A 23,882-nucleotide genomic window follows, 5' to 3' on the forward strand; every position below is an offset into this window, starting at 1 on the left:
TCGATTACCGGCAGTGCCTTTTTTTGTCAGGCTTGAAGCTGTCGTCTACTCAGCTTCGTGACGATCTTTTGTCGTGCGGATAAGGTTGTTGCGCAGCTTCACAATGGCCTGCTGCATTTGCACGAAATCGTCAGGATCAAGACCGGTTTGCGGGAAGCCGTCCTCGCTCAGTTCTTCACGCAGTTTTCGTCCCTCTTTCGTCAGGCTGATCCGCACCTGGCGTTCGTCTTCCGGGTCGCGTTGACGCAGCAAATAACCCATCGCTTCGAGTTTTTTCAGGATCGGCGTGAGCGTGTTGGATTCAAGGAACAGCTTTTCGCCGAGGCTGCCAACGGTCTGGTCATCCTGCTCCCACAGCGCAACGAGGGTGATGAATTGCGTGTAGGTCAAGCCCATACGTTCGAGCATGGGTTTGTAAGCCTTGCCGAAGGCAAGGTTGGAAGAATAAACCGCAAAGCACAAAAACTCGGAAAGCTTCAGGTCGAGAGCGGATGTCTTGTCAGTGGATTTCATGCGCATTCTCTCTGGGCAAGGACGGATGGGTTGCAAGTCTCGACTATACATCGCATGCGATGGTGTCGGAAGTGCTCAGACCTTGGCGTATCGTCCACTGTGACCGCCATTGAAGCCGGTGGCCGGTCCAGCGGGAGAACAACACCCTGGCGGACCGGCCGTGGACAGCGTTACGCGGTCTGGACGTTGATGGCGACATCAATGTTGCCGCGTGTTGCCTTGGAGTACGGGCAGATGGCATCGGCGTTGTGTGCCAGTTCGGTGGCGATTTCGTGTGACAGGCCGGGCACGCGCAAGGTCAGTCGGGCTTGGAGGAAGTAGGCTGCGCCGGTCTGGCCCAGATCGACTTCGATGTCGACGGCGGTATCGGCTGGCAGCGTCACCTTTAACTGCTGCGCCGCCAGACCTACTGCGGCGATGTAGCAGGCCGACCATGCCCCGGCGAACAGTTGCTCGGCTTTCGGGTGCGGCTGCACACCGGTGAATACATGCGCTGGCGTGGCGCTGCCGGGGGACGACAATTCGATGTTGAGGCTGCCGTTATGCCCGCGCGTAGTGGTGCCAGCGCTGTTCAGGGTGGTGTGGGTTTTGCCGGTGGCCAGTACTTTTTCGATCTTGCTCATGATGATGTCCTCAGGTTTTCAGTTATTAAATTCGTGTGCGCTAACATCGCATGCGATGTATTAGGCGGTAATAACGCTCAGAGCAACGTCGATATTGCCGCGTGTAGCTTTGGAGTACGGGCAGATGGAGTCGGCGATATGTGCCAGTTCGGTCGCGACGTCGTGGGCCAGCCCCGGCACGCGCACGGTCAGCCGGGCTTGAAGGAAGTAAGCCGGGCCGGTCTGGCCGAGGTCGATTTCGATGTCGACGGCCAGGTCTGCCGGCAATGCGATGTTGCGCTCTGCCGCGACCAGGCCAACCGCTGCGGTGTAGCAGGCCGACCATGCCCCGGCGAACAATTGCTCGGCTTTCGGATGCGGTTGGGTGGCGGCAAACACATGAGCCGGCTGAGTCGAGCCGGGGGACGACAGCTCGATGTCGAGATTGCCGTTATGGCCACGCGAGGTGGTGCCAGCGTTGCTCAGGGTAGTATGGGTTTTACCGGTAGCCAGTACTTTCTCGATCTTGCTCATGGGACGGTTCCTCCAAGGGTTACATACTATGCGATAACATCGCATGCGATTTGTTTGATGCGGTAAACGATCTATTGATTGCCTGTTGCTGTGATCCAGTTGTTGCCGTTGTGGCCATTGGAAGCGTGGAAGGTCGGATTGATCTGGGTCTGGCGGCTTCCGGTGTTCATGGCTGAATCTCCAAACGGCAATGGGTTGATGCTGTTGATCGCTTTCGATTAGATCGTATGCGATGTGATAATAATCTGCCGAAGCCTCAACAATGTCAAAGATTATTTTCTGCCCCGACGATGAACGGTGGCACGGGCATCCTGTGAAAAACGCCAAGCGTCGCCTGGCCCATGCCGCGAGGATGCGGCGTAGAGCCTTTCGAGGATTATTGAAATTGGGGGAGGAGGCTGAATTTCAGGCACAAAAAAAGACGTCCGAGGACGTCTTTTTTGTTGAGTTGGTGGAGCCGGGGGGATTTGAACCCCCGTCCGCCAGTACTCCGCTGTCGGTACTACATGCGTAGCCGTGTCTATTAAGTTAACCCTCAGCGACCCGACGGGCAGGGTGCTTTGGGCGAGTTGTGTAAGTTTTAGCCGCTTCGTCCACAACGTACTGCACGGCGATTCTGTTCTATATGACAATCACTTTGGGTTTACAGACATCCCCTGGTGATTGCTGGACCCGAAGGTACCAGAAGCTCAGGGCTAAGGCTGCTTACGCAGCGAGAGCGAATTCCTGGCCGTAGTTTTCGTCATTGGCAACTATAAGAAGTTGCAACAGTGGATTTACGAGTTCTGTTACCAACTCGGCATGCACCTAAAGTTTCGCAACCGGCGTCGAATCCTAAACGGCCCCGAACTCATTGCTCGTGAAACGGATGAGCAACAAGCACGAACAGTCTACGACATTGTGGCCCGGAAGGCCAACCCGAAGGTTGGCCGCACCTGGCATCAGTTCCGCGTTGGGTTTCGAATCTGCATTTTGGTAATGATACCGCTGGAAATCTCTACGCAATCCTTGTCGTTGCCTGCAGCCTGGGCTGCCTTGGCTTTTGTCTGCGCTGCTTTGACGCTGTCCAGAGTGCCTTCCGGAATAGAGGGCGCACTGTTTACGAATTCATCAATGGTTTGAAGGTTATCGGTACACAGGTCTTTATCCGCCGCAAACACCGGCGACGCCAACATTGCAGCAGCGATGAACATTCCAGCAATTGCAGAGTGCTTCATGGGTATCTCCTTGCGCATGTGGGCTCGGTGCTGCCGATAACGCGGGCTGCTGGCCGAGGTGGTTATAAGCTCCTTTCAAAGAGCCTAGTCAAATGACTATAGCCGCGCGCAGGAATTCGGTTTTTTTTTCGGGTTGATGATGGTGTTGCAAAGCAAAAAGGGGTGAAAACACCCCTTTTACGCAAGCCGCCTGTTCAAACCGGACGCGCTTGCGTCACGCGGTCCACGAGGTAAACCAATCCGTGATAATCGATCCCGCCATGCTGGCTCAGGCCGATTTCACAGGTGCGACTGGTAGAGATGCCTTCTTCGCAGTACTGCACGGCGTCTTTCAACGTGCGCAGCGAGTGAGCATTGAGTTCTGGCGTCGTGAAGCCCTTGTCACCGGCAAAGCCGCAGCAGTGAATCCCTTCCGGGATGACCACGTTGTTGCTGCACCTGCGCGCCAGATCGATCAATGCCTGGCTTTCGCCCAGGTGCTGGGTGCTGCAGGTGACATGTACCGCGATCGGCGCCTCTTGTGGGATGAAGTCCAGTCGATCCATCAAATGCGTGCGGATGAAACGCACCGGGTCGTACAGGTCAAGGCGCACGTCGCCCAGATCCTGAGTCAGGCGCAAGGTGCAGGGGCTGGTGTCGCAGTAGATCGGATCGAGCCCGCCACGGCTGGCGTGGAGCAGGGCACCGATCAGTTCCTGGCGTTTGTGTTCGGCCTGTTCGGCATAACCCTTGGAAGCGAACGGCTGGCCGCAGCAGAGATTGTCCAGATTGTCCGGGAAGACCACCTGATAACCGGCTTTTTCCAGCAGGCCACGGGTTTTGTCGTACAGCGACATTTGTTCTTTGTCGCCGGCCGCCGGCCCCATAGCGCGTGAAACGCAGGCTGCCAAATACACCACGCGCGGGCGTTCGTCGGTCACCGATGGGCTGAAGCGAATGGCTTTTTCCGGCTGCGGCATGGCGCTGGTCCATTGCGGGACCTGGCCTTTGGACAAGCGGGTCAGCGTTGCCGACAACTTTGCCAATCGTGGCGCGCCCAGCAACATTCTTGCGCCGTTGGCTACATGCAGTGTGAAGCGCGCGCCTTGCATGGCTGTGGCGAAATTGCCTTCCAGCCAATTGGCGGTTTTCGTATGAGTGGCGTGTTGGCCGCGAAGCTTTTTCACCAGCTCGCCGGTGTTGATTCCCACGGGGCAGCGTTGCGCACACAGACCGGTCGCGGCACAGGTGTCGATGCCCTGGTATTCATAAGCCGCTTCAAGTTCACGGGTATCGACACCGGCGCGTTTCTTCGCCTGGATATCGCGCCAGATCACGATGCGCTGGCGTGGGCTCAAGGTCAGGCCTTTCGACGGACAAACCGGCTCGCAGAACCCGCACTCGATGCACTTATCCACAATCTCGTCGGCGGCCGGCAAGGGTTTCAAGTGCTTGAGGTGGATTTGCGGATCTTCGCTGAGCACCACGTCCGGATTGAGAATGCCATTGGGATCGAGCAGACGCTTGAGCTGCCACATCAGTTGATAGGCATCGCTGCCCCATTCCAACTCAACGAATGGCGCCATGTTGCGCCCGGTACCGTGCTCAGCCTTCAACGAGCCGCCGAACTCCACCGCGACCAGTTGCGCGACGTCGTCCATGAACGCCTGGTAGCGTGCGACTTCTTCCGGGCTGTTGAAGCCCTGAGTGAAGACGAAGTGCAGATTGCCTTCCAGTGCGTGTCCGAAAAGGATCGCTTCGTCGTAGTGATGTTTGTCGAACAACTCGATCAGGCGATTGACGCCGATGGCCAGTTGTTCCACCGGGAATGTCACGTCTTCGATGATTACCGTGGTTCCGGTTTTGCGCACCGCACCGACGGCGGGGAAGGTGTCCTTGCGGATCGCCCAGAGACGGGCGTTTTCCAGCGGATCTTCGGTGAAGTCGACTTGCTTCTCCACCGGGAACGACGCCAGCGACGCCATGATCTGCGCCAGTTGTTCATGCAGCAAAGTGGACGACGCTGCGCGGGATTCGATTAGCAGGGCGCAAGCATTGTTCGACAAATGTTGTACGAAAGCGGGCATGCCGGGTTTGCTTTGCACCGAGCGCAGACTGCGCCGGTCCAGGAGTTCTACTGCCGACACCGGTTGGCTTTTCAGCACGGTGACCGCGTTGCAGCAGGTTTCCACATCCGGGAACACAATCAGCGCCGACGCTTTGTTAGGGTGATCGATCACCGTGTCGTAGGTCACTGCGCTGATGAAGCCGAGTGTGCCTTCGGAACCGACCAGCAAGTGGCTCAAGATATCCACAGGTTCGTCGTAATCCACCAGGGCGTTGAGTGACAGACCGGTGGTATTTTTCAGACGGTATTTGTGGCGAATCTTTGCCGCCAGTTCGGCATTGGCGCGGGTCTCGCGGCCTAGCGTCGCCAAGCGTTCAAGCAGCTCTGCATGGCTTTGCCGAAACGCCGCGACACTGGTGGCATCTTCAGTGTCGAGACGGCTGCCATCGGCTAGAACCAGACGAATGCCGGCCAGCGTGTGATAGGTGTTTTGCGCCGTGCCACAGCACATGCCGCTGGCATTGTTGGCGACAATGCCGCCGATCTTGCAGGCATTGATCGATGCCGGGTCCGGTCCGATCTTGCGCCCGAACGGCGCAAGCCAGGCATTGGCTTGTGCTCCGATTACGCCGGGTTGCAGACGAATCTGCGTGCCTTGGCCGCGGATCTCACGACCGTTCCAGTTATCCCCAAGGACGATCAGCACTGAGTCGCTGATGGCTTGCCCGGACAGGCTGGTGCCGGCGGCGCGGAAGGTCACCGGCACCTGATCGCGCTGGGCCAGTTTCAGCAGCGCTACCACTTCATCTTCGGATTCGACGCGGATCACCAGTTGCGGGATCAGCCGATAGAAACTGGCATCGGTGCCGAAAGCCAGGGTCGACAACGGGTCGTCGAAGCGCCGTTCGCAGGGAATCAGTTGCTGTGCATCACGCAGGAAAGCGGCCGGTAAAGTCATTGATCCTCCAGGATCAGCACCACCAGGTCTTTCGGACCGTGGGCGCCGTAGGCCAGCACTTGTTCAATGTCAGCGGTTTTCGACGGGCCGGACACCAGCAGGGCATTGGTCGGCATGCCTTGCGCCCACTCGAACTCCTGCTGGACCTGATAAAAATTGTCGCGGATTTCACTGGCCTTGAGCAGGGCGAAATGCACCGGTGGCGCCAGGCTCATCAATCGCGGTTCTTCCCGTGTCGGCCAGATGATCAGGCTGCCGGTCGCGGCGATGGCGCCGAGGGTCGTAGTCAGACTCGCCGGAGTGTCGTTGAACAGCTCGGCTTTCCACTCTTCGACCGGTCGATCATAGGCCTTGAGTGCCGGCAGATCAGGATTTTTCTCCCAGTGCTGTACGACACGCTGCCCGTGGGGTGTGGTCGGTGCAATCAACAGGCTCGGTAATTGGCGATCCTTCAATAATTGCCCAAGCAACTCAGGCCAGCCTTCAGCCGACGTCAGGTGGATTTCCGTGTGCACCGCTTCCATCAGTTTGCGCAGTTGCGGGATGCGCTGTTCCGGTGCGTAGGTGTAAGGCTGCGTCACCAGATCGACATCGAAGTTGTCAGCCACCGGTGTGGTGCCTGTCAGGCTTTTGCGCAGTTTGGCGAGGATGTTTTGCTTGGCGCTCATCGACGGTCTCCCTGTTTGGCCAAATGTTCGCGCGCCATGTCATGCAGTGAGCGGGCAGCGGGTTTCGGTGCGCTGTGGTTTTGCGTCCATGGGCCGACATTGTCCGGCACAAGGGCGCGCAGGCGCGTCGCGGCAAACCCGAACAGGCGATACAGCGTCGGTGAGCTATTGAGCTTCGCCCAGGCGTTCCAGATGAACCGCTCCTTGCGCGAGTATTTGCTGCCCTGGCCGCGCATCACTTGATGTGGGCTGTCCGGGGCTTTGACGTTCTCTTCCCGAAGACGACGGAGTAACGCCGGGATCGGAATTTTTACCGGACATACCTCGCCGCAAGCGCCGCACAGGGAAGAGGCGCTCGGATGATCCGGGACTTTCGCCAGGCCAACCATGTGCGGGGTGATGATTTTTCCGATAGGGCCGGGGTAGACCTCGCCATAGGCATGGCCGCCGATTCGGGTATAGACCGGGCAATGATTCATACAGGCGCCACAGCGAATGCAGTTCAGGGTCTGACGCAGTTCGCTGTCGGCAAAGGCCTGGCTGCGACCATTGTCGAGCAGCACCAGGTGCACTTCCTGCGGGCCGTCGAGCTCATGTGCCTTGCGCGGGCCGGAAATCATGTTGACGTAAGTGGTGATCGGAATTCCCAACGCCGAGCGTGTCAGCAATGACAGCAGCGGCACCACATCGCGCAGGTTTTCCACAACCTTTTCGATGCCGGTCACGGCGATGTGCACCGGTGGCACGGTGGTGGTCATGCGGCCGTTGCCTTCGTTTTCCACCAGCAGCAGGGTGCCGGTTTCAGCCACGGCGAAGTTGACACCGGAAACGCCGATGTCCGCTTCGAAGAACTTCTGTCGCAGGACTCTGCGACCGATCTGAATGAGTTGGTCAACGTCCTTGGTGTATTCCACGCCAAGCTTGTCGTGGAACAAGGACGCGACCTGACCGGCGTTCTTGTGGATCGCCGGCATGATTATGTGTGAAGGCTTCTCGTGGTCGAGCTGGACGATGTACTCGCCCATGTCCGATTCCAGGCATTCAATGCCCTGTTCAGCGAGGACGTGGTTCATCTCCATTTCTTCGCTGACCATCGATTTACCCTTGATCACTTGCCGCCCCTCGTGAGCGCGGATGATCGAAAGGACGATGCCATTGGCTTCGTCCACCGTTTCCGCCCAGTGCACTGTCACACCGTTGCGGGTCAGGTTCTGTTCAAGTTGCTCGAGCAGCTCGGGCAACTTCGATAAAGCACGGGCGCGGACGGCATTACCCAGCGCGCGTAAATGTTCCCGCTCATGGGCATCGCTGAAAGCCGCGGCCCGTTTGGTCATCAGTGAATCCATCGCCTTGCGGAAGTTGCCCCGCAATTGCGCATCATCCAAGGCCTCGTGAGCCCGGGTGCGGAAATCCTCTTCTACAGCGACCGTAGGAATAATCTCGGCGGCGCTCATTGGGCACCTCCGGTACGTTGCCAGAGGAAACTCGCCAGATGCTGACCGCGTAACGCTTCCTGCTGTTTTTCCAGTGAGCCGTTGATGTTCATCAGGCAACCGCAGTCGGCACTGAGTACCTTGTGCGCGCCGGACTCCTTCAGCGATCGGGTCTTGTCAGCCACCATCGCGCCGGAAATGTCTGGCATACGGACGCTGAAAGTCCCACCGAAGCCACAGCATTCGCTTTCATGGCTGTGGTCGACTCGCTCCACATTGCTCAGCTGCGACAACAGCTCACGGCCGTGCAGGTGGGTGTTCATTTCACGGCGTGCCGAACACGACGTGTGCAACGCTACTTTTACCGGTTCACCGCTATCCTTGAGCTGCACCTTGCAGACGAACAGCAGGAACTCGGTGAGCTCATAGGTCCTGGCCGCCAAGGCCTCGACCTGTTTCAACGTGTCCGGCTCGTCCTTGAACAAGTCGGCATAGTGTTCGCGCAACATGCCGGCACAGGAACCCGACGGCACCACCACCGGATAATCCCCGGCAAATAGCGCCAGCTGCGAGCGCGCCACTGTCCGGGCCTGCTCGGTATAACCCGAGGTGTACGCCGGTTGACCGCAACAGCTTTGCCCTTGCGGGTACTCGACACGGATCCCTTCGCGCTCCAGTAGATGGATCGCGTCCATTCCGGCTTGCGGGTAGAACAAGTCCACTACGCAGGTCCCGAACAGGTACACCCGCTGCGGTTTCTCGCTGGGGTATTGCCGAGGCTCGGGCAGTGGCGGGGCGACACGGGTCGCATTCGGCACAGCGTTGTAAAAAAGCTCGCTCATCAGGCGTGTCTCCGGGTGGGCCCGGTTATCCGTCCGCTGAGGCCGCTGAATATAGAGTGAGATTCTTTCAGCAGCCTTACAGACCGGGTTGTGAATAGCTGACGCCGGAATCGTGGTCCGGCGTCGGTTTTTTCCGTATCGGTTGTGGCTTTTAGTGCACCAGCATGCCGGTGAACCAATAGGCCTGAGCCAGCGTGATCAAGCCGACAATCGTGGCAAAGAACAGGCTGTGCTTGAGGGTGAAGCGGAACAGGTCCGACTCCTTGCCCACCAGCCCGGTCGCGGCGCAGGCCACGGCGATCGATTGCGGTGAGATCATCTTGCCGGTCACGCCGCCACTGGTGTTCGCTGCCACCAGCAAGGTGTCGTTGACGCCGATCTGGTGGGCGGTGGTCGCTTGCAATGAACTGAACAGTGCGTTGGACGAGGTATCGGAACCGGTCAGGAACACACCGAGCCAACCGAGGAATGGTGAGAAGAACGGGAAGGCTGCACCCGTGCCGGCCAACACCAGGGCCATGGTCGACGACATGCCCGAGTAGTTGGTGACGAAGGCGAACGCCAGCACCATGCCGATGGACAGAATCGGCCACCGCAGTTCGTAGAAGGTCTCTTTGAAAGTGGTCAGACCAGTTTTGAGGTTGATCTTCAGAACCAGCATCGAGATCAGTGCGGAGAAGAAAATCGCCGTGCCGGTCGCGGAAATCGGATCAAGCTTGAACACGGCTGGAATGGCAGTCGGGTTAGCCACAATCGGTGCAACTTTGATCACCATCTGATCAAGGTGCGGGATAGCGAAATTGAACACGAAGCTGTACATCGAACCGCCGGCGGCAAACATCGCCTTGAACGGCTTCAAGGTCCAGATGGTCACCAGCACGGTCAGAATCAGGAACGGCGACCACGCCTTGATGATTTCCCCGAGGCTGTAGGGCGATGCCAGGGTGGTGCGCTTCTGGCCGAAACCACCGGCGCTGGCGCTGACCACGGAAGCCGATACGGCCCCGACGATGTGCTGGCCGGCGGCGCGTTTTGGCTGCCAGACTTTCAGGAACAGGGTCAGGGAGATCAGGCTGGCCAGGGCCGAAGTGATGTCCGGCAGTTCCGGGCCGATGAAGTTCGACGTGAAGTATTGAGTCACGGCGAAGCTCAAGCCGGCAACCAGAGCGGCGGGCCAGGTTTCGCGAACGCCGCGCAGGCCATCCATCATGAACACCAGCCAGAACGGCACGAACAGCGACAGCAGCGGCAGCTGGCGACCGGTCATGGCGCCGATCTTGAACGCGTCGATGCCGGTCACTTGCCCGGCGACGATGATCGGAATCCCCAGGGCGCCGAAAGCTACCGGCGCGGTGTTTGCGATCAGGCACAGGCCCGCGGCGTACAACGGGTTGAAACCCAGGCCGACCAGCAGAGCGGCGGTAATCGCCACCGGTGCACCGAAACCGGCCGCACCTTCAAGAAACGCGCCGAAGCAGAAGCCGATCAACAGCACTTGCAGACGCTGGTCGTCAGTGATCGACAGCACCGAGCTGCGGATCACTTCGAACTGCCCACTTTTGACCGTCAGTTTGTAAAGAAAAACAGCGGCCACGATGATCCACGCAATCGGCCAAAGGCCATAGGCGAAACCATACCCTGCGGCTGCGAAAGCCATGTCGACCGGCATCTGGAAGGCAAAAATCGCCACCAGGATCGACAAGGCCAGCGTGATGCTACCGGCAACGTGCCCCTTGAGACGGAACACGGCCAGAGCCAGGAAGAAAAAAACGATAGGTATAACGGCCGCGAGCGCGGATAAACCGAGGCTTCCGAGCGGGCTGTAGAGCTGTTGCCAGGTTTGCATATGGGGTGGCCCCTAATTGTTGTTGGTCAGGCACTGATCAGCGTTCTTGGATAATTGGTAATACCAATTTACAATCGCTGTTGGGTAGGGTAAAAGCCTTCCACGCGGTGTGTCAATTTGCCGCCCTAAAACTTTTGTCGAATACCGGGACTGCAATGGGCTGCGTTGTGTGGATTCAGGTGCTGTACGGCAGGTGCCGATACGGCGGCAATGGGCCAGAATAGAGCGCCGGCGCGCCGTCGGATCTTGGAGAAGGTGAGTTATGGGGTTTGATCAGATTCGTCAGCGCCGTTTGTCTGACGATATTGTCGAGCAGCTCGAGGGCATGATCCTTGAGGGTACGTTGAAGGCGGGTGAGCGCTTGCCGGCTGAGCGCGCGCTGGCCGAACAGTTCGGTGTCTCACGCCCTTCGTTGCGCGAGGCGATACAAAAGCTGACGGCCAAGGGCTTGCTGGTCAGCCGTCAGGGCGGCGGTAATTACGTGGTGGAATCGTTGGGCACGACGTTCAGTGATCCTCTACTGCATTTGCTAGAGAGTAATCCCGAGGCTCAGCGCGATCTGCTGGAGTTCCGCCACACTCTGGAAGCGTCCTGTGCGTATTACGCGGCGTTGCGCGCCACGGATGTCGACCGCGAGCGCCTGACCGCCGCGTTCAATGAGTTGCAGGACTGCTATTCGCGTCACGATGAAGTGAGTCGTGCGGAAGAGGGCGCGGCCGATGCGAAATTTCATCTGGCGATCGCCGAGGCCAGTCATAACGCTGTTTTGCTGCATACCATTCGCGGACTGTTCGATTTGCTCAAGCGCAACGTCGTGACCAATATCGGCGGCATGTACAAGCAGCGCACCGAAACTCGCGACATGTTGATCACGCAACACCGAGAGTTGTATCAGGCGATCATCGAGGGGCGGGCCGAACAGGCGAGGGAAGTCTCCAGTCGTCACATTCTGTATGTGCAGGAGGTGTTGGAGGAGGTGCGCCAGGAAGTGCAACGCGTTGCGCGGGCGGAGCGGCGTAAGGGGATGTAGTCGGTATGATCATTCCCACGCTCAGCGTGGGAATGAATCCCGTGACACTCCGCGTCACAAAGCGGACGCAGAGCGTCCATCGCTGCATTCCCACGCGGAGCGTGGGGAACGATCAACTCAGGCAGAAAAATCAGTCTTCCTTGCCCTTGTTGCGCACCGCACGCTGCAATTCGCGACCGGCGTCGCGCTCGCGCTCGGTGTCGCGCTTGTCGTATTCCTTCTTGCCCTTGCCCAGTGCGATCTCGCACTTGACCATGTGCTTGCTCCAATACCAGGACAGGCACACGCAGGCGTAACCCTTCTGCTGCACAGCGGCGGCGAGCTTCTCCAGCTCGCGTCGGTTGAGCAGCAATTTACGGGTGCGGACCGGATCAGCGATGACGTGGGTGCTGGCCGTCGTCAGGGGCGTAATGTGACTGCCGAGCAGCCAGGCTTCGCCATCCTTGAGCAGCACATAACTGTCAACCAGCTGCAGCTTGCTTGCCCGCAGACTTTTTACTTCCCAGCCGGCCAGGACCAGACCAGCCTCGAACTTATGCTCGATGAAGTAATCGTGTCGCGCCTTTTTATTTTGCGCGATGGTCCCTGTTGGGTGTTTCTTCTGTTTAGCCATAGGGGCGGCATTATAGGGAGTTGCACGCGAGTCGGCTACGGTGTTGCTACGTGCTTGAGCAGGTTGAGTGAATCCCGGACAATGCGCGCTCTTTTTCGAACGCTTGGGCGTGATAACGATGTCGACAGACAAGGTTTCTGTCCACGGCAGTTGGGCTAGCCGCTGGGTCTTCATACTCGCCGCGACCGGTTCGGCCGTGGGCTTGGGTAGTATCTGGAAATTCCCCTACATGGTCGGCGTCTATGGCGGCGGCGCCTTTGTGCTGATGTTCCTGGCCTGTATCGCGTTGATCGGTGTGCCGGTCATGCTTGCGGAAACCCTGATCGGTCGGCGCGCCCGGCAGAGTCCGGCCAATGCCCTGAAGGTGCTGGCACTGGAAGCGGGGCATTCAGCCAAGTGGTCCTGGGGGGCATTCGCCGGGATGATCACGGCGTTGCTGATCCTGTCTTTTTACAGCGTGGTAGGCGGCTGGTCGCTGGACTACATCATCGACATGGGGCGTGGCGACTTCCAGGGCGCGACGCCCGATCAGGTGGGCGCTTACTTCGGCGCGGTGATCGCCGATCCATGGCGGCTGACACTTTGGCACACAGTTTTCATGCTGTTGTCGGCAGTGGTGATTGCCAAGGGTGTGGTTGCCGGGCTTGAGCGCAGCTTGCGGATCATGATGCCCTTGCTGTTCGTGATGGTGATTGTTCTGCTGGGTTACAGCATGACTACCGGGCATTTCATGGAAGGCGTGCATTTCATGTTCGACTTCCATCCGGAAAAAGTCCTCGACGGCTTGCTGCCGGCCATGGGGCACGCATTCTTTTCCCTGAGCGTCGGGGTTGGTTCGATCATGATCTACGGTGCTTATATGCCGAAGAGCTCGTCGATTTCCGGAACCATCGTTGGGGTGGCGCTGCTTGATACCTTTGTTTCCCTGGTGGCTGGTCTGGCACTGTTTCCGATCGTGTTCGCCGCGGGTCTGAATCCGAGCGAAGGCCCTGGCCTGATGTTTGTCAGCCTGCCATTTGCCTTTGGCAACGTAGCGTTTGGCCAGTTGATGGGCGTAGTGTTCTTCGTTCTGGTCGCGATTGCTGCCTGGAGTTCGGCGATCTCGCTGCTCGAACCGATGGTGGCTTACCTGGTCGAGCGCTCGAAAATCAGTCGCGCCTGGGTCACCTTCTGGCTGGCGTTTACTTGCTGGTTTGTTGGTCTGGGCACAGTGTTTTCCTTCAATATCTGGAAGGAAGCCAAGTTTTTCGTGAACGAAGGCGGGTTGTTCCACCTCTACCAGTGGGGGGCGACAGGCGGCCTCGACTTCTTCGGCGTGATCGATTTCTTCACCTCGCGAATCATGCTGCCACTCGGTGGGTTGTGTTTCGTGGTGTTTGCAGGCTGGGTGATGGGTCGTGACGCGGTGCGTGAAGAGTTGTCGATTCGTAATCCGGCGTTGTTCGCTTTGTCCTTGTTCTTGATGCGCTATGTGGCGCCCATCGGCATTCTCGTAGTGTTTGCCGCCCTGCTCTGGAAGTGACGCTGACATGACGACACACATTTCTCGTTCAGCCCTGCTGCCATATCCGGCGCAAGCGCTTTATGACCTGGTCAACGACGTGGCGCGGTATCCGGAATTCCTCCCATGGTGCTCATCGGCTGAAGTTCTGGAGAGTTCCGCCGAACACATGCGCGCCAGCGTCGGTGTTGCCAAGGGCGGGCTCAGCCAGCATTTCGTGACGCGTAATACCCTGGTCCCCGGTCAGTCGATCGAAATGAACCTTGAAGAAGGGCCGTTCACCCAGTTGCACGGTGTCTGGGTGTTCAAGCCATTGGGCGATAAAGCCTGCAAGATCAGCCTGGACCTGTCGTTTGATTATGCGGGGCCAATTATTCGTGCCACCTTGGGGCCTTTGTTCAACCAGGCGGCCAATACGCTGGTGGATGCATTCTGCCAGCGGGCGAAGCAAATGCATGGTTGAGGTAATGATTGACGTTGAGGTCGTGTACGCCGCTGTAGATCGTCAGGTTCTCATGCCTGTCGCGGTGCCGGAGGGAACGACCATTCGCGCCGCACTGTTGAAATCCGGGATCGGCCAGGTGTTTGCCGAACTGGATCTGGCCGAGTGCCCGGTGGGCATATTCGGCAAGGTGATTGTCGATCCCGATACGCGAGTGGTTCAGTCGGGAGATCGAATCGAGATCTATCGGCCGCTGCTGGCCGATCCCAAGGAAGTTCGGCGACTGCGCGCTGCGAGGGCGGCAGAGGCCAAAGCCAAGAATCAATGAGTGACAAAATGAACAGGCAATAAAAAACCCGGACCAGCCGGGTTTTTTATTGCGTCGCAAATTATTGCGGCGAGGTGTCCAGTGGTTCTGGCGTCGGGACCGGAACGGTTTCTACGCCGTCGACATCCTTTTGAATCTGATCCAGCAACGAACCTGGCTTGACCGGTTTCTCCGGCTTCGGTTTCTCGACGTTTTCTGTCGGAGCGGTGACTGTGGTGCCACTGTCCTTGCCGAGAATCGCTTCATCGCGGCTCACGCCTGGCATGAAATCGCCAGAAAGGCTGACAAGCTGATCATTAGGGTTGAAGATAACGCTAATGCGTTCCTGTTGGCGTTCACCGCCCCCGGGTTGCAGGCTGTACAGGTAATCCCAGCGATCGGCATGGAACGTGTCGGTCAGCAGAGGGTTGCCCATGATAAACCGTACTTGCTTGCGGGTCATTCCCGGGCGTAACTGGTCTATCATGTCCTGCGTGACGACATTGCCCTGCTGGATGTCGATTTTGTAAACCCCGGGGAATGAACAACCGGCGAGTGCGAGCAGTCCCACAAAGGTGAAACTGGTTAGCAAGAGCTTGGTGTTTTGCATCGGTGGGCGACTTCCACTATCTTGGCTGGGACAACGTAAACGCCGATCATACCCGCATTAAGAGAAGCTGCGAAGCAGCATCGCGAGAAAGCTGACCATGGTTGAAAATAGCGAACTACGCAAAGCCGGCCTCAAAGTGACCCTGCCACGGGTCAAGATTCTGCAAATGCTCGATTCCGCCGAGCAACGCCACATGAGCGCTGAAGATGTCTATAAGGCGCTGATGGAGGCTGGCGAGGACGTCGGTCTGGCCACGGTTTACCGTGTACTGACCCAGTTCGAGGCAGCTGGCCTTGTGGTGCGGCACAACTTCGACGGAGGCCATGCGGTCTTCGAACTGGACGACGGCAAGCATCACGACCATATGGTCAACGTCGAAACCAGTGAAGTGATCGAATTCTTCGACGAAGAAATCGAGCGCCTGCAGAAAGCCATCGTCGACAAGTACGGCTTCGAGATGGTTGATCACAATCTGGTGCTGTACGTACGCAAGAAAAAGTAAGCATGTCGCGCGAACCTGGTTCGCGATACGAACGAAGGCGACCTCTGGGTCGCCTTCGTGCTTTCTGCCCGCCTTAAACCTTCGCAGTCACCACCATTTTCTTGGCGTGAGCCAGGGATTCCTTGGTGAGATCGATACCACCCAGCATTCGGGCGACTTCTTCGACTCGATCGTTTTTGCTCAGCTTGGAGACGGCGGTGCGAGTGGCGTCCTCGCCCCGCACTTTGTGCACAAATAGATGTTGGTGCCCCTGCGCAGCCACTTGTGGCAAGTGAGTCACGGTCAGTACCTGCCCGCGCTCGCCAAGTCGACGCAGCAACTGGCCTACAATTTCGGCGGTCGGGCCACCAATGCCTACGTCCACTTCGTCGAACACCAGGGTTGGCACGCGTGATGTTTGTGCGGTAATGACCTGAATCGCCAGGCTGATCCGTGACAGCTCACCGCCAGAGGCCACTTTCGCCAGGGCCTTCAATGGCTGTCCCGGGTTTGCGCTGACCAGCAGTTCTACCTGTTCGAGGCCATTCGGTAAAAGTTCGTTACTGTTGTTGGGGCGAAGCTCGATAGTGAAACGCCCTCCGGGCATGCCCAGGCGCTGGATTTCCTGCTCCACGGCGCTGGCCAGGCTGCTCGATGCCTGGTGGCGCAGATCACTCAGCTCCCGGGCTTTCTCCTGATAATGACGGGCATAGGACGCCAATTCGTCGCTCAGCCGCTCGATGGATTCATCGTTGGCATTCAGGGTTTCGATTTCGTCCAGCAGACGCTGCTGCATCTCCGCGACCTCGGTGGGCTGGATGCGATGTTTGCGCGCCATGGTGTAGATGGCGTCGAGACGTTCTTCCAGAAACTGAAGACGCGCCGGGTCGGCATCGAAATTGTCGAGGAAACGGTTTAGCTCGCCCACGGCCTCTTCAACCTGAATCTGTGCACTGGTCAGCAGGCTGCTGGCTTCGCCGAGCGCGCCGATGGAGCTATTCACGCTCGACAGGCGGTTGAGGCTGGCGGTGAGGGCATTCAATACATTGCCGGAATCACTTTCACTGCATTGCTCGACCACCTGCCGGCAAATCCCCAGCAGGGTTTCGGCGTTGGTCAGGTTTTTGTGTTCCTGTTCCAGCTGTTCCAGTTCGTTATCACCCAGGCCGAGGTTTTCCAGTTCTTCAAGCTGATAACTGAGCAATTGGTGGCGGGCGCGTTGCTCATCGCCGGAGTTGGAAAGGCGTTCGAGTTCCTGATGGGTCTGGCGCCAGCGTTGGGCGGCGAGCTGGACCTGGCGGGCGAGATCGGTCGCCCCGGCGTACTCGTCGAGCAGGCGGCGATGGGTGTCGGTCTTGAGCAAGGATTGGTGTTCATGCTGGCTGTGGATGTCGATCAGCAGTTCGCCCAGCGCCTTGAGGTCGCCGAGCGGGCAGGGCGTACCGTTGATGTAGCCGCGCGAGCGTCCTTCGGCGGTGATCACCCGGCGCAGGATGCACGGGCCGTCGTTCTCGAGATCGCGCTCGGCCAGCCAGGTGCTGGCTTCCGGGATATCAGCCAGGTCGAAGGTGGCCAGGATATCGGCCTTGTCTGCGCCGGGGCGGACCACGCCGCTGTCGGCGCGGTCGCCCAGGGTAAGGCCCAGGGCGTCGAGCATGATCGACTTGCCGGCGCCGGTTTCCCCTGTGATCACGCTCATTCCGCGATCGAGTTCGAGATCGAGATGTTCAACGATGGCGTAGTTGTGTACGGACAGGTGCACCAGCATAACGGCCGCTCCCAGGCTTTAGGTCTGGTTATTTATACAGTGTTTTGTTTCTGGCTGACAATGCCCTCGCTTAGCTCGTTTCGCTCGATCCGACGAAATCGTTAGCGCAGCAAGGAATACCGATACAAAGCTTTTTGTAGGGTTAATCACGTCTGGCCCCTTGAAGCCGGATTTTGCGGCCCCATATAGCTGGACAGAAGCGCGAGTCGAGCTCGCGGACGATATTGAAAGGAGAATTCTATGGCTGACGAACAGACAGTGGATACGCAAAATCTAGACGCCGATCAGGCTTCTCAAGCTTCGGGTGATGATCTGGCGGCTCGGGTACAAGTGCTCGAAGAGCAGTTGGCCGGCGCACAGGATCAGGCTTTGCGTGTGGCCGCCGATCTGCAGAACGTCCGCCGTCGCGCCGAGCAGGATGTCGAGAAAGCTCACAAGTTCGCGCTGGAAAAGTTCGCCGGTGACCTGCTGCCGATCATCGACAGCCTGGAGCGCGGCCTGGAGTTGTCCAGCCCGGATGACGAAAGCATCCGTCCAATGCGCGAAGGCATCGAGCTGACCCTGAAAATGTTCCAGGACACGTTGAAGCGTTATCAGCTGGAAGCCATCGATCCGCATGGCGAACCGTTCAACGCCGTTCTTCATCAGGCGATGGCCATGCAGGAAAGCGCCGATGTCGAGCCGAACAGCGTGCTCAAGGTGTTCCAGAAGGGTTACCAGCTCAATGGCCGCCTGCTGCGCCCGGCAATGGTCGTGGTCAGCAAGGCGCCGGCACCGGTTTCGCCTTCTATTGACGAGCAGGCTTGAAATTAGCCGCAAGGCCCCCATTTAGAAGTCAAGCGTTTAAGTGCTACCGCAGTTAGCCACCACTGCTGCGGCAACCAAATCCAAAAGTTTCGGGAGAGTGAACATGGGCAAAATTATCGGTATCGACCTGGGGACTACCAACTCCTGCGTCTCCGTACTTGAAAACGGCGTAGCCAAGGTTATTGAAAACGCCGAAGGCGCGCGCACCACGCCGTCGATCATCGCTTACGCCAACGATGGCGAGATTCTGGTAGGCCAGTCCGCCAAGCGTCAGGCAGTGACCAACCCGCACAACACCTTGTACGCGGTAAAACGTCTGATCGGTCGTAAGTTCGACGAAGAAGTCGTGCAGAAAGACATCAAGATGGTTCCGTACAAAATCGCCAAGGCTGACAACGGCGACGCCTGGGTTGAGGTCAACGGCCAGAAAATGGCTCCGCCACAAATCTCGGCTGAAATCCTGAAGAAAATGAAGAAGACCGCCGAAGATTACCTCGGCGAGCCGGTAACCGAAGCGGTCATCACCGTTCCGGCCTACTTCAACGACAGCCAGCGTCAAGCGACCAAAGACGCCGGCCGCATCGCGGGCCTGGACGTAAAACGTATCATCAACGAACCAACCGCGGCTGCTCTGGCTTACGGTATGGACAAGGCCAAAGGCGATCACACCGTGATCGTTTATGACCTGGGTGGCGGTACTTTCGACGTTTCCGTGATTGAAATCGCTGAAGTGGATGGCGAGCACCAGTTCGAAGTGTTGGCCACCAACGGTGACACCTTCCTGGGTGGTGAAGACTTCGACATTCGTCTGATCGACTACCTCGTCGACGAATTCAAGAAAGAAAGCGGCATGAACCTCAAGGGTGATCCGCTGGCCATGCAGCGTCTGAAAGAAGCCGCTGAAAAAGCCAAGATCGAGCTGTCTTCCGCTCAGTCGACCGACGTCAACCTGCCGTACATCACTGCAGATGCCACTGGTCCTAAGCACCTGAACGTGAAGATCTCCCGTGCCAAGCTGGAAGCGCTGGTTGAAGACCTGGTTCAACGCACCATCGAGCCTTGCCGCATCGCGCTGAAAGACTCCGGTATCGACGTTGGCGCGATCAACGACGTGATCCTGGTAGGCGGTCAGACCCGTATGCCACTGGTTCAGAAGCTGGTGACCGAGTTCTTCGGTAAAGAAGCTCGCAAGGACGTGAACCCGGACGAAGCCGTTGCCATGGGTGCTGCGATTCAGGGCGCCGTTCTGGCTGGTGATGTTAAAGACGTTCTGCTGCTCGACGTCAGCCCGCTGACCCTGGGTATCGAAACCATGGGTGGCGTGATGACCGCGCTGATCGAGAAAAACACCACGATTCCTACCAAGAAATCGCAAGTGTTCTCGACTGCCGACGACAACCAGGGCGCGGTAACCATTCACGTGCTGCAGGGTGAGCGTAAGCAAGCGGCGCAGAACAAGTCCCTGGGCAAGTTCGACCTGGCCGAGATTCCACCAGCACCACGTGGCGTGCCACAAATCGAAGTGACCTTCGACATCGACGCCAACGGCATTCTGCACGTAGGCGCCAAGGACAAGGCCACCGGCAAGACTCAGTCGATCGTGATCAAGGCCAACTCCGGTCTGTCCGACGAAGAGATCGAGCGCATGGTGCGTGATGCCGAAGCTAACGCTGAGGAAGACCGTAAGTTCGAAGAGCTGGCCGCTGCCCGTAACCAGGGCGATGCTCTGGTGCACTCGACGCGCAAAATGGTCGCTGATGCTGGCGACAAGGTGAGCGCTGAAGAGAAGACTGCAATTGAAGCTGCCGTAGTTGCCCTGGAAGCCGCTGTCAAAGGCGACGACAAGGCCGCTATCGAAGCCAAGGTTGAAGAGCTGTCCAAGGTCTCCGCGCCAGTGGCCCAGAAAATGTACGCCGAACAGGCTCAGCCAGCTGAAGGCGCGGCACCGCAGGGTGAATCGGCTGAAAAGGCTGACGACGTTGTCGATGCCGAGTTCGAAGAAGTAAAAGACCACAAGTAAGTTGTTGGTCGCCCGGTTGACTGCCTTCAGGCGGTGACTGGTAGGATGTCGCCGCGCGGGAGCTTGCTCCCGCGTTGGCGTGTCTGGAACACGCGAATTTTTACAGCATGCGACAACGTTCGTTTGCTGCTGGTATGGCCGGGAATGCTCCTGCTTTTCGAGCCGCAAGTACCACATCTGAATCAAAGACCAGGATCGTTGAATTGACGTGAGTTGGGTCCGGGCCTGTATTGGGGCTCAACGAGTTCGGCGGGGCTCAGGAGAGGTTTGCCGAACGTCCTCAAGAGTGCAAATGACTTATGGCAAAGCGTGACTATTACGAAGTATTGGGTGTTGAACGAGGCTCAAGCGAGGCGGACCTGAAAAAGGCCTACCGTCGCCTGGCGATGAAGCACCACCCGGACCGTAATCCCGATGACAAAGCGTCGGAAGAGATGTTCAAAGAGGCCAACGAGGCCTACGAAGTGCTGTCCGACTCCAGCAAGCGCGCGGCGTACGACCAGTACGGCCATGCCGGTGTCGATCCGAGCATGGGTGGCGGCGGCGCCGGTTTCGGCGGTCAGAATTTCTCCGACATCTTTGGCGATGTCTTCAGTGACTTCTTCGGTGGCGGTCGCGGCGGTTCCCGTGGCGGTGCTCAGCGCGGCAGTGATTTGCGCTACACCCTGGAGCTGGACCTGGAAGAAGCGGTGCGCGGCACGACCGTGAATATCCGCGTTCCAACCCTGGTCAACTGCAAGCCATGCGATGGCTCGGGTGCCAAGAAAGGTTCCTCGCCGGTCACTTGCCCGACCTGTGGCGGTATCGGCCAGGTGCGCATGCAGCAAGGCTTCTTCTCGGTGCAGCAGACCTGCCCGCGTTGCCATGGCCAGGGCAAGATCATTTCCGATCCGTGCGATTCCTGCCACGGCGAAGGTCGTGTCGAAGAGTACAAGACCCTGTCGGTGAAAGTGCCGGCCGGTGTCGATACCGGTGACCGCATTCGCCTGTCCGGCGAAGGTGAGGCGGGCGCTCAAGGTGGCCCTACTGGCGACCTTTACGTGGTGATCAATGTGCGTGAGCACTCGATCTTCCAGCGTGATGGCAAGCACCTGTTCTGCGAAGTGCCGATCAGCTTCGTCGACGCAGCGCTGGGTGGTGAGCTGGAAATCCCTACCCTTGATGGTCGGGTCAAGCTGAAGATCCCTGAGGGTACTCAGACCGGCAAGCAGTTCCGTGTTCGTGGCAAGGGTGTTGCGCCTGTGCGTGGCGGTGGTGCCGGTGATCTGATGTGCCGAGTGGCAGTCGAAACCCCGGTCAACCTGAGCCGTCGCCAACGCGAAATGCTCGAAGAGTTCCGCAGTTCCCTGGCTGACGACAACAGCCATTCACCGAAGACCACTGGCTGGTTCGAAGGCGTCAAGCGCTTCTTCGGCGACTTGTAAGGAGACAGGCATGCGACGTATAGCAGTGATGGGCGCCGCCGGGCGCATGGGCAAAACCTTGATCGAAGCCGTGCAGCAAACGCCGGGTGCCGGTTTGACGGCGGCAGTGGATCGCCCGGACAGCACGCTGGTCGGCGCTGATGCCGGTGAGCTGGCTGCGCTGGGGCGGATCGGTGTGCCGTTGTCGGGTGATCTGGATCGTGTTGTCGACGAATTCGACGTGCTGATCGACTTCACTCATCCGACGGTGACCCTGAAAAACCTCGCCTTCTGCCGCAAGCACAACAAGGCGATGATCATTGGCACCACTGGCTTCAGCGTTGAAGAAAAGCAATTGCTGGCGGAAGCGGGCAAGGACATTCCGATCGTCTTTGCGGCCAACTTCAGCGTGGGTGTGAACCTGTGCCTGAAGTTGCTCGACACCGCGGCACGCGTGCTGGGTGACGATGTCGACATCGAAATCACCGAGGCTCACCACCGGCATAAAGTCGACGCGCCGTCCGGTACGGCGGTGCGCATGGGCGAAGTCATCGCGGATGCCCTGGGCCGTAACCTGAAGGAAGTGGCGGTGTATGGCCGTGAAGGCCAGACTGGTGCGCGCGCTCGCGAAACCATCGGCTTTGCCACTGTGCGCGCTGGCGATATCGTCGGTGATCACACTGTGCTGTTCGCCGCTGAAGGTGAGCGTGTCGAGATCACGCACAAGGCCTCCAGTCGCATGACCTTCGCCAAGGGTGCTGTGCGAGCTGCATTGTGGCTGGATGGGCGCGAGCCTGGTCTTTACGACATGCAAGACGTGCTCGACCTGCGTTAAGATGCACCCGAAATCGGGCTCGTGCACAGCGTTCGAGCCCGGTTTTGTTCCGCCAAGCGACGTCCTGTCGCATTCTCCAGCCTTTAAGGCTCATTGGCGGTAGACCAAAAATGCCTTTTTCTGTAAGCTACAGCTTTAGTGTGTCCACTAAAAGCGCGCAGAATAATTCAGTGAAGAAGCGGGGTGACGTGTCCATACGTCACTCCGCTTTTTTACAACCTGCGATCGCCCTTTCAGGCTTTATTTACGGGAGGTCTTCTTGACTAAGCCAGCCATACTCGCCCTTGCTGATGGCAGCATTTTTCGCGGCGAAGCCATTGGAGCCGACGGTCAAACCGTTGGTGAGGTGGTGTTCAACACCGCAATGACCGGCTATCAGGAAATCCTTACCGATCCTTCCTACGCCCAACAGATCGTTACCCTGACTTACCCGCACATCGGCAACACCGGTACTACTCCGGAAGATGCCGAGTCGAACCGCGTCTGGTCGGCTGGCCTGGTCATTCGCGACCTGCCGCTGGTTGCGAGCAACTGGCGTAACACGATGTCCCTGTCCGACTACCTGAAGGCCAACAACGTTGTGGCCATCGCCGGTATCGACACCCGCCGCCTGACGCGCATCCTGCGTGAAAAAGGCGCGCAGAACGGCTGCATCATGGCCGGTGACAATATTTCCGAAGAAGCCGCTATCGCCGCAGCCCGGGGTTTCCCTGGCCTGAAGGGCATGGACCTGGCAAAAGTCGTCAGCACCAAAGAAAAGTACGAGTGGCGCTCGACTGTCTGGGATCTGAAAACCGACAGCCATGCGACCATCGAAGCTTCCGAGCTGCCGTACCACGTAGTTGCCTACGACTACGGCGTCAAAGTGAACATTCTGCGCATGCTGGTTGAGCGCGGCTGCCGCGTGACCGTGGTGCCTGCTCAGACCCCTGCTGCCGATGTGCTGGCGCTGAAGCCGGACGGCGTGTTCCTGTCCAACGGTCCTGGCGATCCGGAGCCTTGCGACTACGCGATCCAGGCGATCAAGGACGTGCTGGAAACCGAGATCCCCGTCTTCGGTATCTGCCTCGGTCACCAACTGCTGGCCCTGGCCTCCGGCGCCAAGACCCTGAAAATGGGTCACGGCCACCACGGTGCCAACCACCCGGTCCAGGACCTGGATACCGGCGTGGTGATGATCACCAGCCAGAACCACGGCTTTGCGGTAGACGAAGCGACCCTGCCAGCCAACGTTCGCGCGATCCACAAATCGCTGTTCGACGGCACCCTGCAAGGGATCGAGCGTACCGACAAGAGCGCCTTCAGCTTCCAGGGTCACCCGGAAGCCAGCCCTGGCCCGAACGACGTAGCGCCATTGTTCGATCGCTTCATCACTGAGATGGCCAAGCGACGCTGATCGCTCGCC

Annotated in this window: 22 protein-coding genes and 1 other RNA gene; 10 read left to right on the forward strand and 13 right to left on the reverse strand. The window is 58.4% G+C overall.

The window, feature by feature from the left end:
- Nucleotides 1–45: 45 nt before the first annotated feature.
- The 10 genes from D8U73_RS26845 to D8U73_RS26890 form a co-directional block, all read right to left on the reverse strand.
- Complete coding sequence (locus D8U73_RS26845; protein ID WP_056854943.1) at nt 46–513, reverse strand: MarR family transcriptional regulator; 468 nt, start codon at nt 511–513, stop codon at nt 46–48.
- A 170-nt stretch (nt 514–683) separates the two neighbouring features.
- Entirely contained in the window at nt 684–1,136 is a 453-nt protein-coding gene (locus D8U73_RS26850; RefSeq protein ID WP_056854944.1) for an Ohr family peroxiredoxin, read from the reverse strand.
- A 60-nt stretch (nt 1,137–1,196) separates the two neighbouring features.
- Complete coding sequence (locus tag D8U73_RS26855; RefSeq protein WP_056854945.1) at nt 1,197–1,649, reverse strand: Ohr family peroxiredoxin; 453 nt, start codon at nt 1,647–1,649, stop codon at nt 1,197–1,199.
- Between the two features lie 449 nt (nt 1,650–2,098).
- Nucleotides 2,099–2,495, reverse strand: a transfer-messenger RNA (tmRNA) gene (gene ssrA / locus D8U73_RS26860).
- Between the two features lie 95 nt (nt 2,496–2,590).
- Complete coding sequence (locus D8U73_RS26865) at nt 2,591–2,866, reverse strand: hypothetical protein (RefSeq protein WP_130906228.1); 276 nt, start codon at nt 2,864–2,866, stop codon at nt 2,591–2,593.
- Nucleotides 2,867–3,060: 194 nt separating this feature from the next.
- Nucleotides 3,061–5,871, reverse strand: a complete 2,811-nt coding sequence (locus tag D8U73_RS26870) for an FAD-binding and (Fe-S)-binding domain-containing protein (protein WP_130906229.1) — start codon at nt 5,869–5,871, stop codon at nt 3,061–3,063.
- A complete protein-coding gene (locus tag D8U73_RS26875; RefSeq protein ID WP_130906230.1) occupies nt 5,868–6,539 on the reverse strand; it encodes a lactate utilization protein C in 672 nt (223 codons plus the stop codon). Before D8U73_RS26875 ends, D8U73_RS26870 begins: the two co-directional genes overlap by 4 nt.
- Complete coding sequence (locus D8U73_RS26880; RefSeq protein WP_130906231.1) at nt 6,536–7,993, reverse strand: LutB/LldF family L-lactate oxidation iron-sulfur protein; 1,458 nt, start codon at nt 7,991–7,993, stop codon at nt 6,536–6,538. Before D8U73_RS26880 ends, D8U73_RS26875 begins: the two co-directional genes overlap by 4 nt.
- On the reverse strand, nt 7,990–8,814 hold the full coding sequence (locus tag D8U73_RS26885; RefSeq protein WP_130906232.1) for a (Fe-S)-binding protein: 825 nt from the start codon (nt 8,812–8,814) through the stop codon (nt 7,990–7,992). Before D8U73_RS26885 ends, D8U73_RS26880 begins: the two co-directional genes overlap by 4 nt.
- 151 nt (nt 8,815–8,965) lie before the next feature.
- Nucleotides 8,966–10,660: a lactate permease LctP family transporter gene (locus tag D8U73_RS26890; protein WP_056854951.1), complete on the reverse strand. Its 1,695-nt coding sequence runs from the start codon at nt 10,658–10,660 to the stop codon at nt 8,966–8,968.
- Nucleotides 10,661–10,922: 262 nt separating this feature from the next.
- Between D8U73_RS26890 and D8U73_RS26895 the strand changes: the two genes are divergently transcribed.
- Nucleotides 10,923–11,690 (forward strand): FCD domain-containing protein, encoded by a 768-nt coding sequence (locus D8U73_RS26895; protein ID WP_056854952.1) that lies wholly within the window; start codon nt 10,923–10,925, stop codon nt 11,688–11,690.
- Between the two features lie 130 nt (nt 11,691–11,820).
- On the opposite strand, the gene smpB is transcribed toward D8U73_RS26895, so the two are convergent.
- A complete protein-coding gene (gene smpB, locus D8U73_RS26900; protein ID WP_007933497.1) occupies nt 11,821–12,303 on the reverse strand; it encodes an SsrA-binding protein SmpB in 483 nt (160 codons plus the stop codon).
- 118 nt (nt 12,304–12,421) lie between these two features.
- On the opposite strand from smpB, the gene D8U73_RS26905 reads away from it, so the two are divergent.
- The 3 genes from D8U73_RS26905 to D8U73_RS26915 are packed head-to-tail and all read left to right on the forward strand — an operon-like array spanning nt 12,422 to nt 14,574.
- The gene (locus tag D8U73_RS26905; RefSeq protein ID WP_130906233.1) at nt 12,422–13,825 is read left to right on the forward strand and encodes a sodium-dependent transporter; all 1,404 of its coding nucleotides are present in this window, start codon (nt 12,422–12,424) and stop codon (nt 13,823–13,825) included.
- Between the two features lie 7 nt (nt 13,826–13,832).
- On the forward strand, nt 13,833–14,267 hold the full coding sequence (locus D8U73_RS26910) for a type II toxin-antitoxin system RatA family toxin (RefSeq protein ID WP_056854954.1): 435 nt from the start codon (nt 13,833–13,835) through the stop codon (nt 14,265–14,267).
- On the forward strand, nt 14,260–14,574 hold the full coding sequence (locus D8U73_RS26915) for an RnfH family protein (RefSeq protein ID WP_130906234.1): 315 nt from the start codon (nt 14,260–14,262) through the stop codon (nt 14,572–14,574). The genes D8U73_RS26910 and D8U73_RS26915 overlap by 8 nt, the downstream gene beginning before the upstream one ends.
- Nucleotides 14,575–14,635: 61 nt before the next feature.
- On the opposite strand, the gene D8U73_RS26920 is transcribed toward D8U73_RS26915, so the two are convergent.
- Complete coding sequence (locus D8U73_RS26920) at nt 14,636–15,163, reverse strand: outer membrane protein assembly factor BamE (protein ID WP_130906235.1); 528 nt, start codon at nt 15,161–15,163, stop codon at nt 14,636–14,638.
- A gap of 97 nt (nt 15,164–15,260) precedes the next feature.
- Between D8U73_RS26920 and fur the strand changes: the two genes are divergently transcribed.
- Nucleotides 15,261–15,665, forward strand: coding sequence for a ferric iron uptake transcriptional regulator (gene fur, locus D8U73_RS26925; protein WP_003197684.1), 405 nt, complete (start codon nt 15,261–15,263; stop codon nt 15,663–15,665).
- A gap of 73 nt (nt 15,666–15,738) precedes the next feature.
- Here fur and recN read toward each other — a convergent pair whose 3' ends face one another.
- On the reverse strand, nt 15,739–17,412 hold the full coding sequence (gene recN / locus D8U73_RS26930; protein ID WP_130906236.1) for a DNA repair protein RecN: 1,674 nt from the start codon (nt 17,410–17,412) through the stop codon (nt 15,739–15,741).
- 240 nt (nt 17,413–17,652) lie between these two features.
- On the opposite strand from recN, the gene grpE reads away from it, so the two are divergent.
- From grpE to carA, 5 genes are all read left to right on the forward strand, one after another.
- Nucleotides 17,653–18,219 (forward strand): nucleotide exchange factor GrpE, encoded by a 567-nt coding sequence (gene grpE / locus D8U73_RS26940; protein WP_056854957.1) that lies wholly within the window; start codon nt 17,653–17,655, stop codon nt 18,217–18,219.
- A 103-nt stretch (nt 18,220–18,322) separates the two neighbouring features.
- On the forward strand, nt 18,323–20,239 hold the full coding sequence (gene dnaK, locus D8U73_RS26945) for a molecular chaperone DnaK (RefSeq protein ID WP_056854958.1): 1,917 nt from the start codon (nt 18,323–18,325) through the stop codon (nt 20,237–20,239).
- A gap of 299 nt (nt 20,240–20,538) precedes the next feature.
- The gene (gene dnaJ / locus D8U73_RS26950) at nt 20,539–21,663 is read left to right on the forward strand and encodes a molecular chaperone DnaJ (RefSeq protein ID WP_007973132.1); all 1,125 of its coding nucleotides are present in this window, start codon (nt 20,539–20,541) and stop codon (nt 21,661–21,663) included.
- A 10-nt stretch (nt 21,664–21,673) separates the two neighbouring features.
- Entirely contained in the window at nt 21,674–22,477 is an 804-nt protein-coding gene (gene dapB, locus D8U73_RS26955; protein WP_130906237.1) for a 4-hydroxy-tetrahydrodipicolinate reductase, read from the forward strand.
- A gap of 259 nt (nt 22,478–22,736) precedes the next feature.
- Nucleotides 22,737–23,873 (forward strand): glutamine-hydrolyzing carbamoyl-phosphate synthase small subunit, encoded by a 1,137-nt coding sequence (gene carA / locus D8U73_RS26960; RefSeq protein WP_056854960.1) that lies wholly within the window; start codon nt 22,737–22,739, stop codon nt 23,871–23,873.
- The last annotated feature ends 9 nt before the right edge of the window (nt 23,874–23,882 follow it).

Source organism: Pseudomonas sp. Sample_22, assembly GCF_004307635.1.
Lineage (GTDB): Bacteria > Pseudomonadota > Gammaproteobacteria > Pseudomonadales > Pseudomonadaceae > Aquipseudomonas.

Excerpts from the sequence above, each read along its gene's own strand:
- D8U73_RS26845 (WP_056854943.1), bottom strand. The coding sequence starts at position 513 with ATGAAATCCACTGACAAGACATCCGCTCTCGACCTGAAGCTTTCCGAG.
- D8U73_RS26850 (WP_056854944.1), bottom strand. The coding sequence starts at position 1,136 with ATGAGCAAGATCGAAAAAGTACTGGCCACCGGCAAAACCCACACCACC.
- D8U73_RS26855 (WP_056854945.1), bottom strand. The coding sequence starts at position 1,649 with ATGAGCAAGATCGAGAAAGTACTGGCTACCGGTAAAACCCATACTACC.
- D8U73_RS26865 (WP_130906228.1), bottom strand. The coding sequence starts at position 2,866 with ATGAAGCACTCTGCAATTGCTGGAATGTTCATCGCTGCTGCAATGTTG.
- D8U73_RS26870 (WP_130906229.1), bottom strand. The coding sequence starts at position 5,871 with ATGACTTTACCGGCCGCTTTCCTGCGTGATGCACAGCAACTGATTCCC.
- D8U73_RS26875 (WP_130906230.1), bottom strand. The coding sequence starts at position 6,539 with ATGAGCGCCAAGCAAAACATCCTCGCCAAACTGCGCAAAAGCCTGACA.
- D8U73_RS26880 (WP_130906231.1), bottom strand. The coding sequence starts at position 7,993 with ATGAGCGCCGCCGAGATTATTCCTACGGTCGCTGTAGAAGAGGATTTC.
- D8U73_RS26885 (WP_130906232.1), bottom strand. The coding sequence starts at position 8,814 with ATGAGCGAGCTTTTTTACAACGCTGTGCCGAATGCGACCCGTGTCGCC.
- D8U73_RS26890 (WP_056854951.1), bottom strand. The coding sequence starts at position 10,660 with ATGCAAACCTGGCAACAGCTCTACAGCCCGCTCGGAAGCCTCGGTTTA.
- D8U73_RS26895 (WP_056854952.1), top strand. The coding sequence starts at position 10,923 with ATGGGGTTTGATCAGATTCGTCAGCGCCGTTTGTCTGACGATATTGTC.
- smpB (WP_007933497.1), bottom strand. The coding sequence starts at position 12,303 with ATGGCTAAACAGAAGAAACACCCAACAGGGACCATCGCGCAAAATAAA.
- D8U73_RS26905 (WP_130906233.1), top strand. The coding sequence starts at position 12,422 with ATGTCGACAGACAAGGTTTCTGTCCACGGCAGTTGGGCTAGCCGCTGG.
- D8U73_RS26910 (WP_056854954.1), top strand. The coding sequence starts at position 13,833 with ATGACGACACACATTTCTCGTTCAGCCCTGCTGCCATATCCGGCGCAA.
- D8U73_RS26915 (WP_130906234.1), top strand. The coding sequence starts at position 14,260 with ATGGTTGAGGTAATGATTGACGTTGAGGTCGTGTACGCCGCTGTAGAT.
- D8U73_RS26920 (WP_130906235.1), bottom strand. The coding sequence starts at position 15,163 with ATGCAAAACACCAAGCTCTTGCTAACCAGTTTCACCTTTGTGGGACTG.
- fur (WP_003197684.1), top strand. The coding sequence starts at position 15,261 with ATGGTTGAAAATAGCGAACTACGCAAAGCCGGCCTCAAAGTGACCCTG.
- recN (WP_130906236.1), bottom strand. The coding sequence starts at position 17,412 with ATGCTGGTGCACCTGTCCGTACACAACTACGCCATCGTTGAACATCTC.
- grpE (WP_056854957.1), top strand. The coding sequence starts at position 17,653 with ATGGCTGACGAACAGACAGTGGATACGCAAAATCTAGACGCCGATCAG.
- dnaK (WP_056854958.1), top strand. The coding sequence starts at position 18,323 with ATGGGCAAAATTATCGGTATCGACCTGGGGACTACCAACTCCTGCGTC.
- dnaJ (WP_007973132.1), top strand. The coding sequence starts at position 20,539 with ATGGCAAAGCGTGACTATTACGAAGTATTGGGTGTTGAACGAGGCTCA.
- dapB (WP_130906237.1), top strand. The coding sequence starts at position 21,674 with ATGCGACGTATAGCAGTGATGGGCGCCGCCGGGCGCATGGGCAAAACC.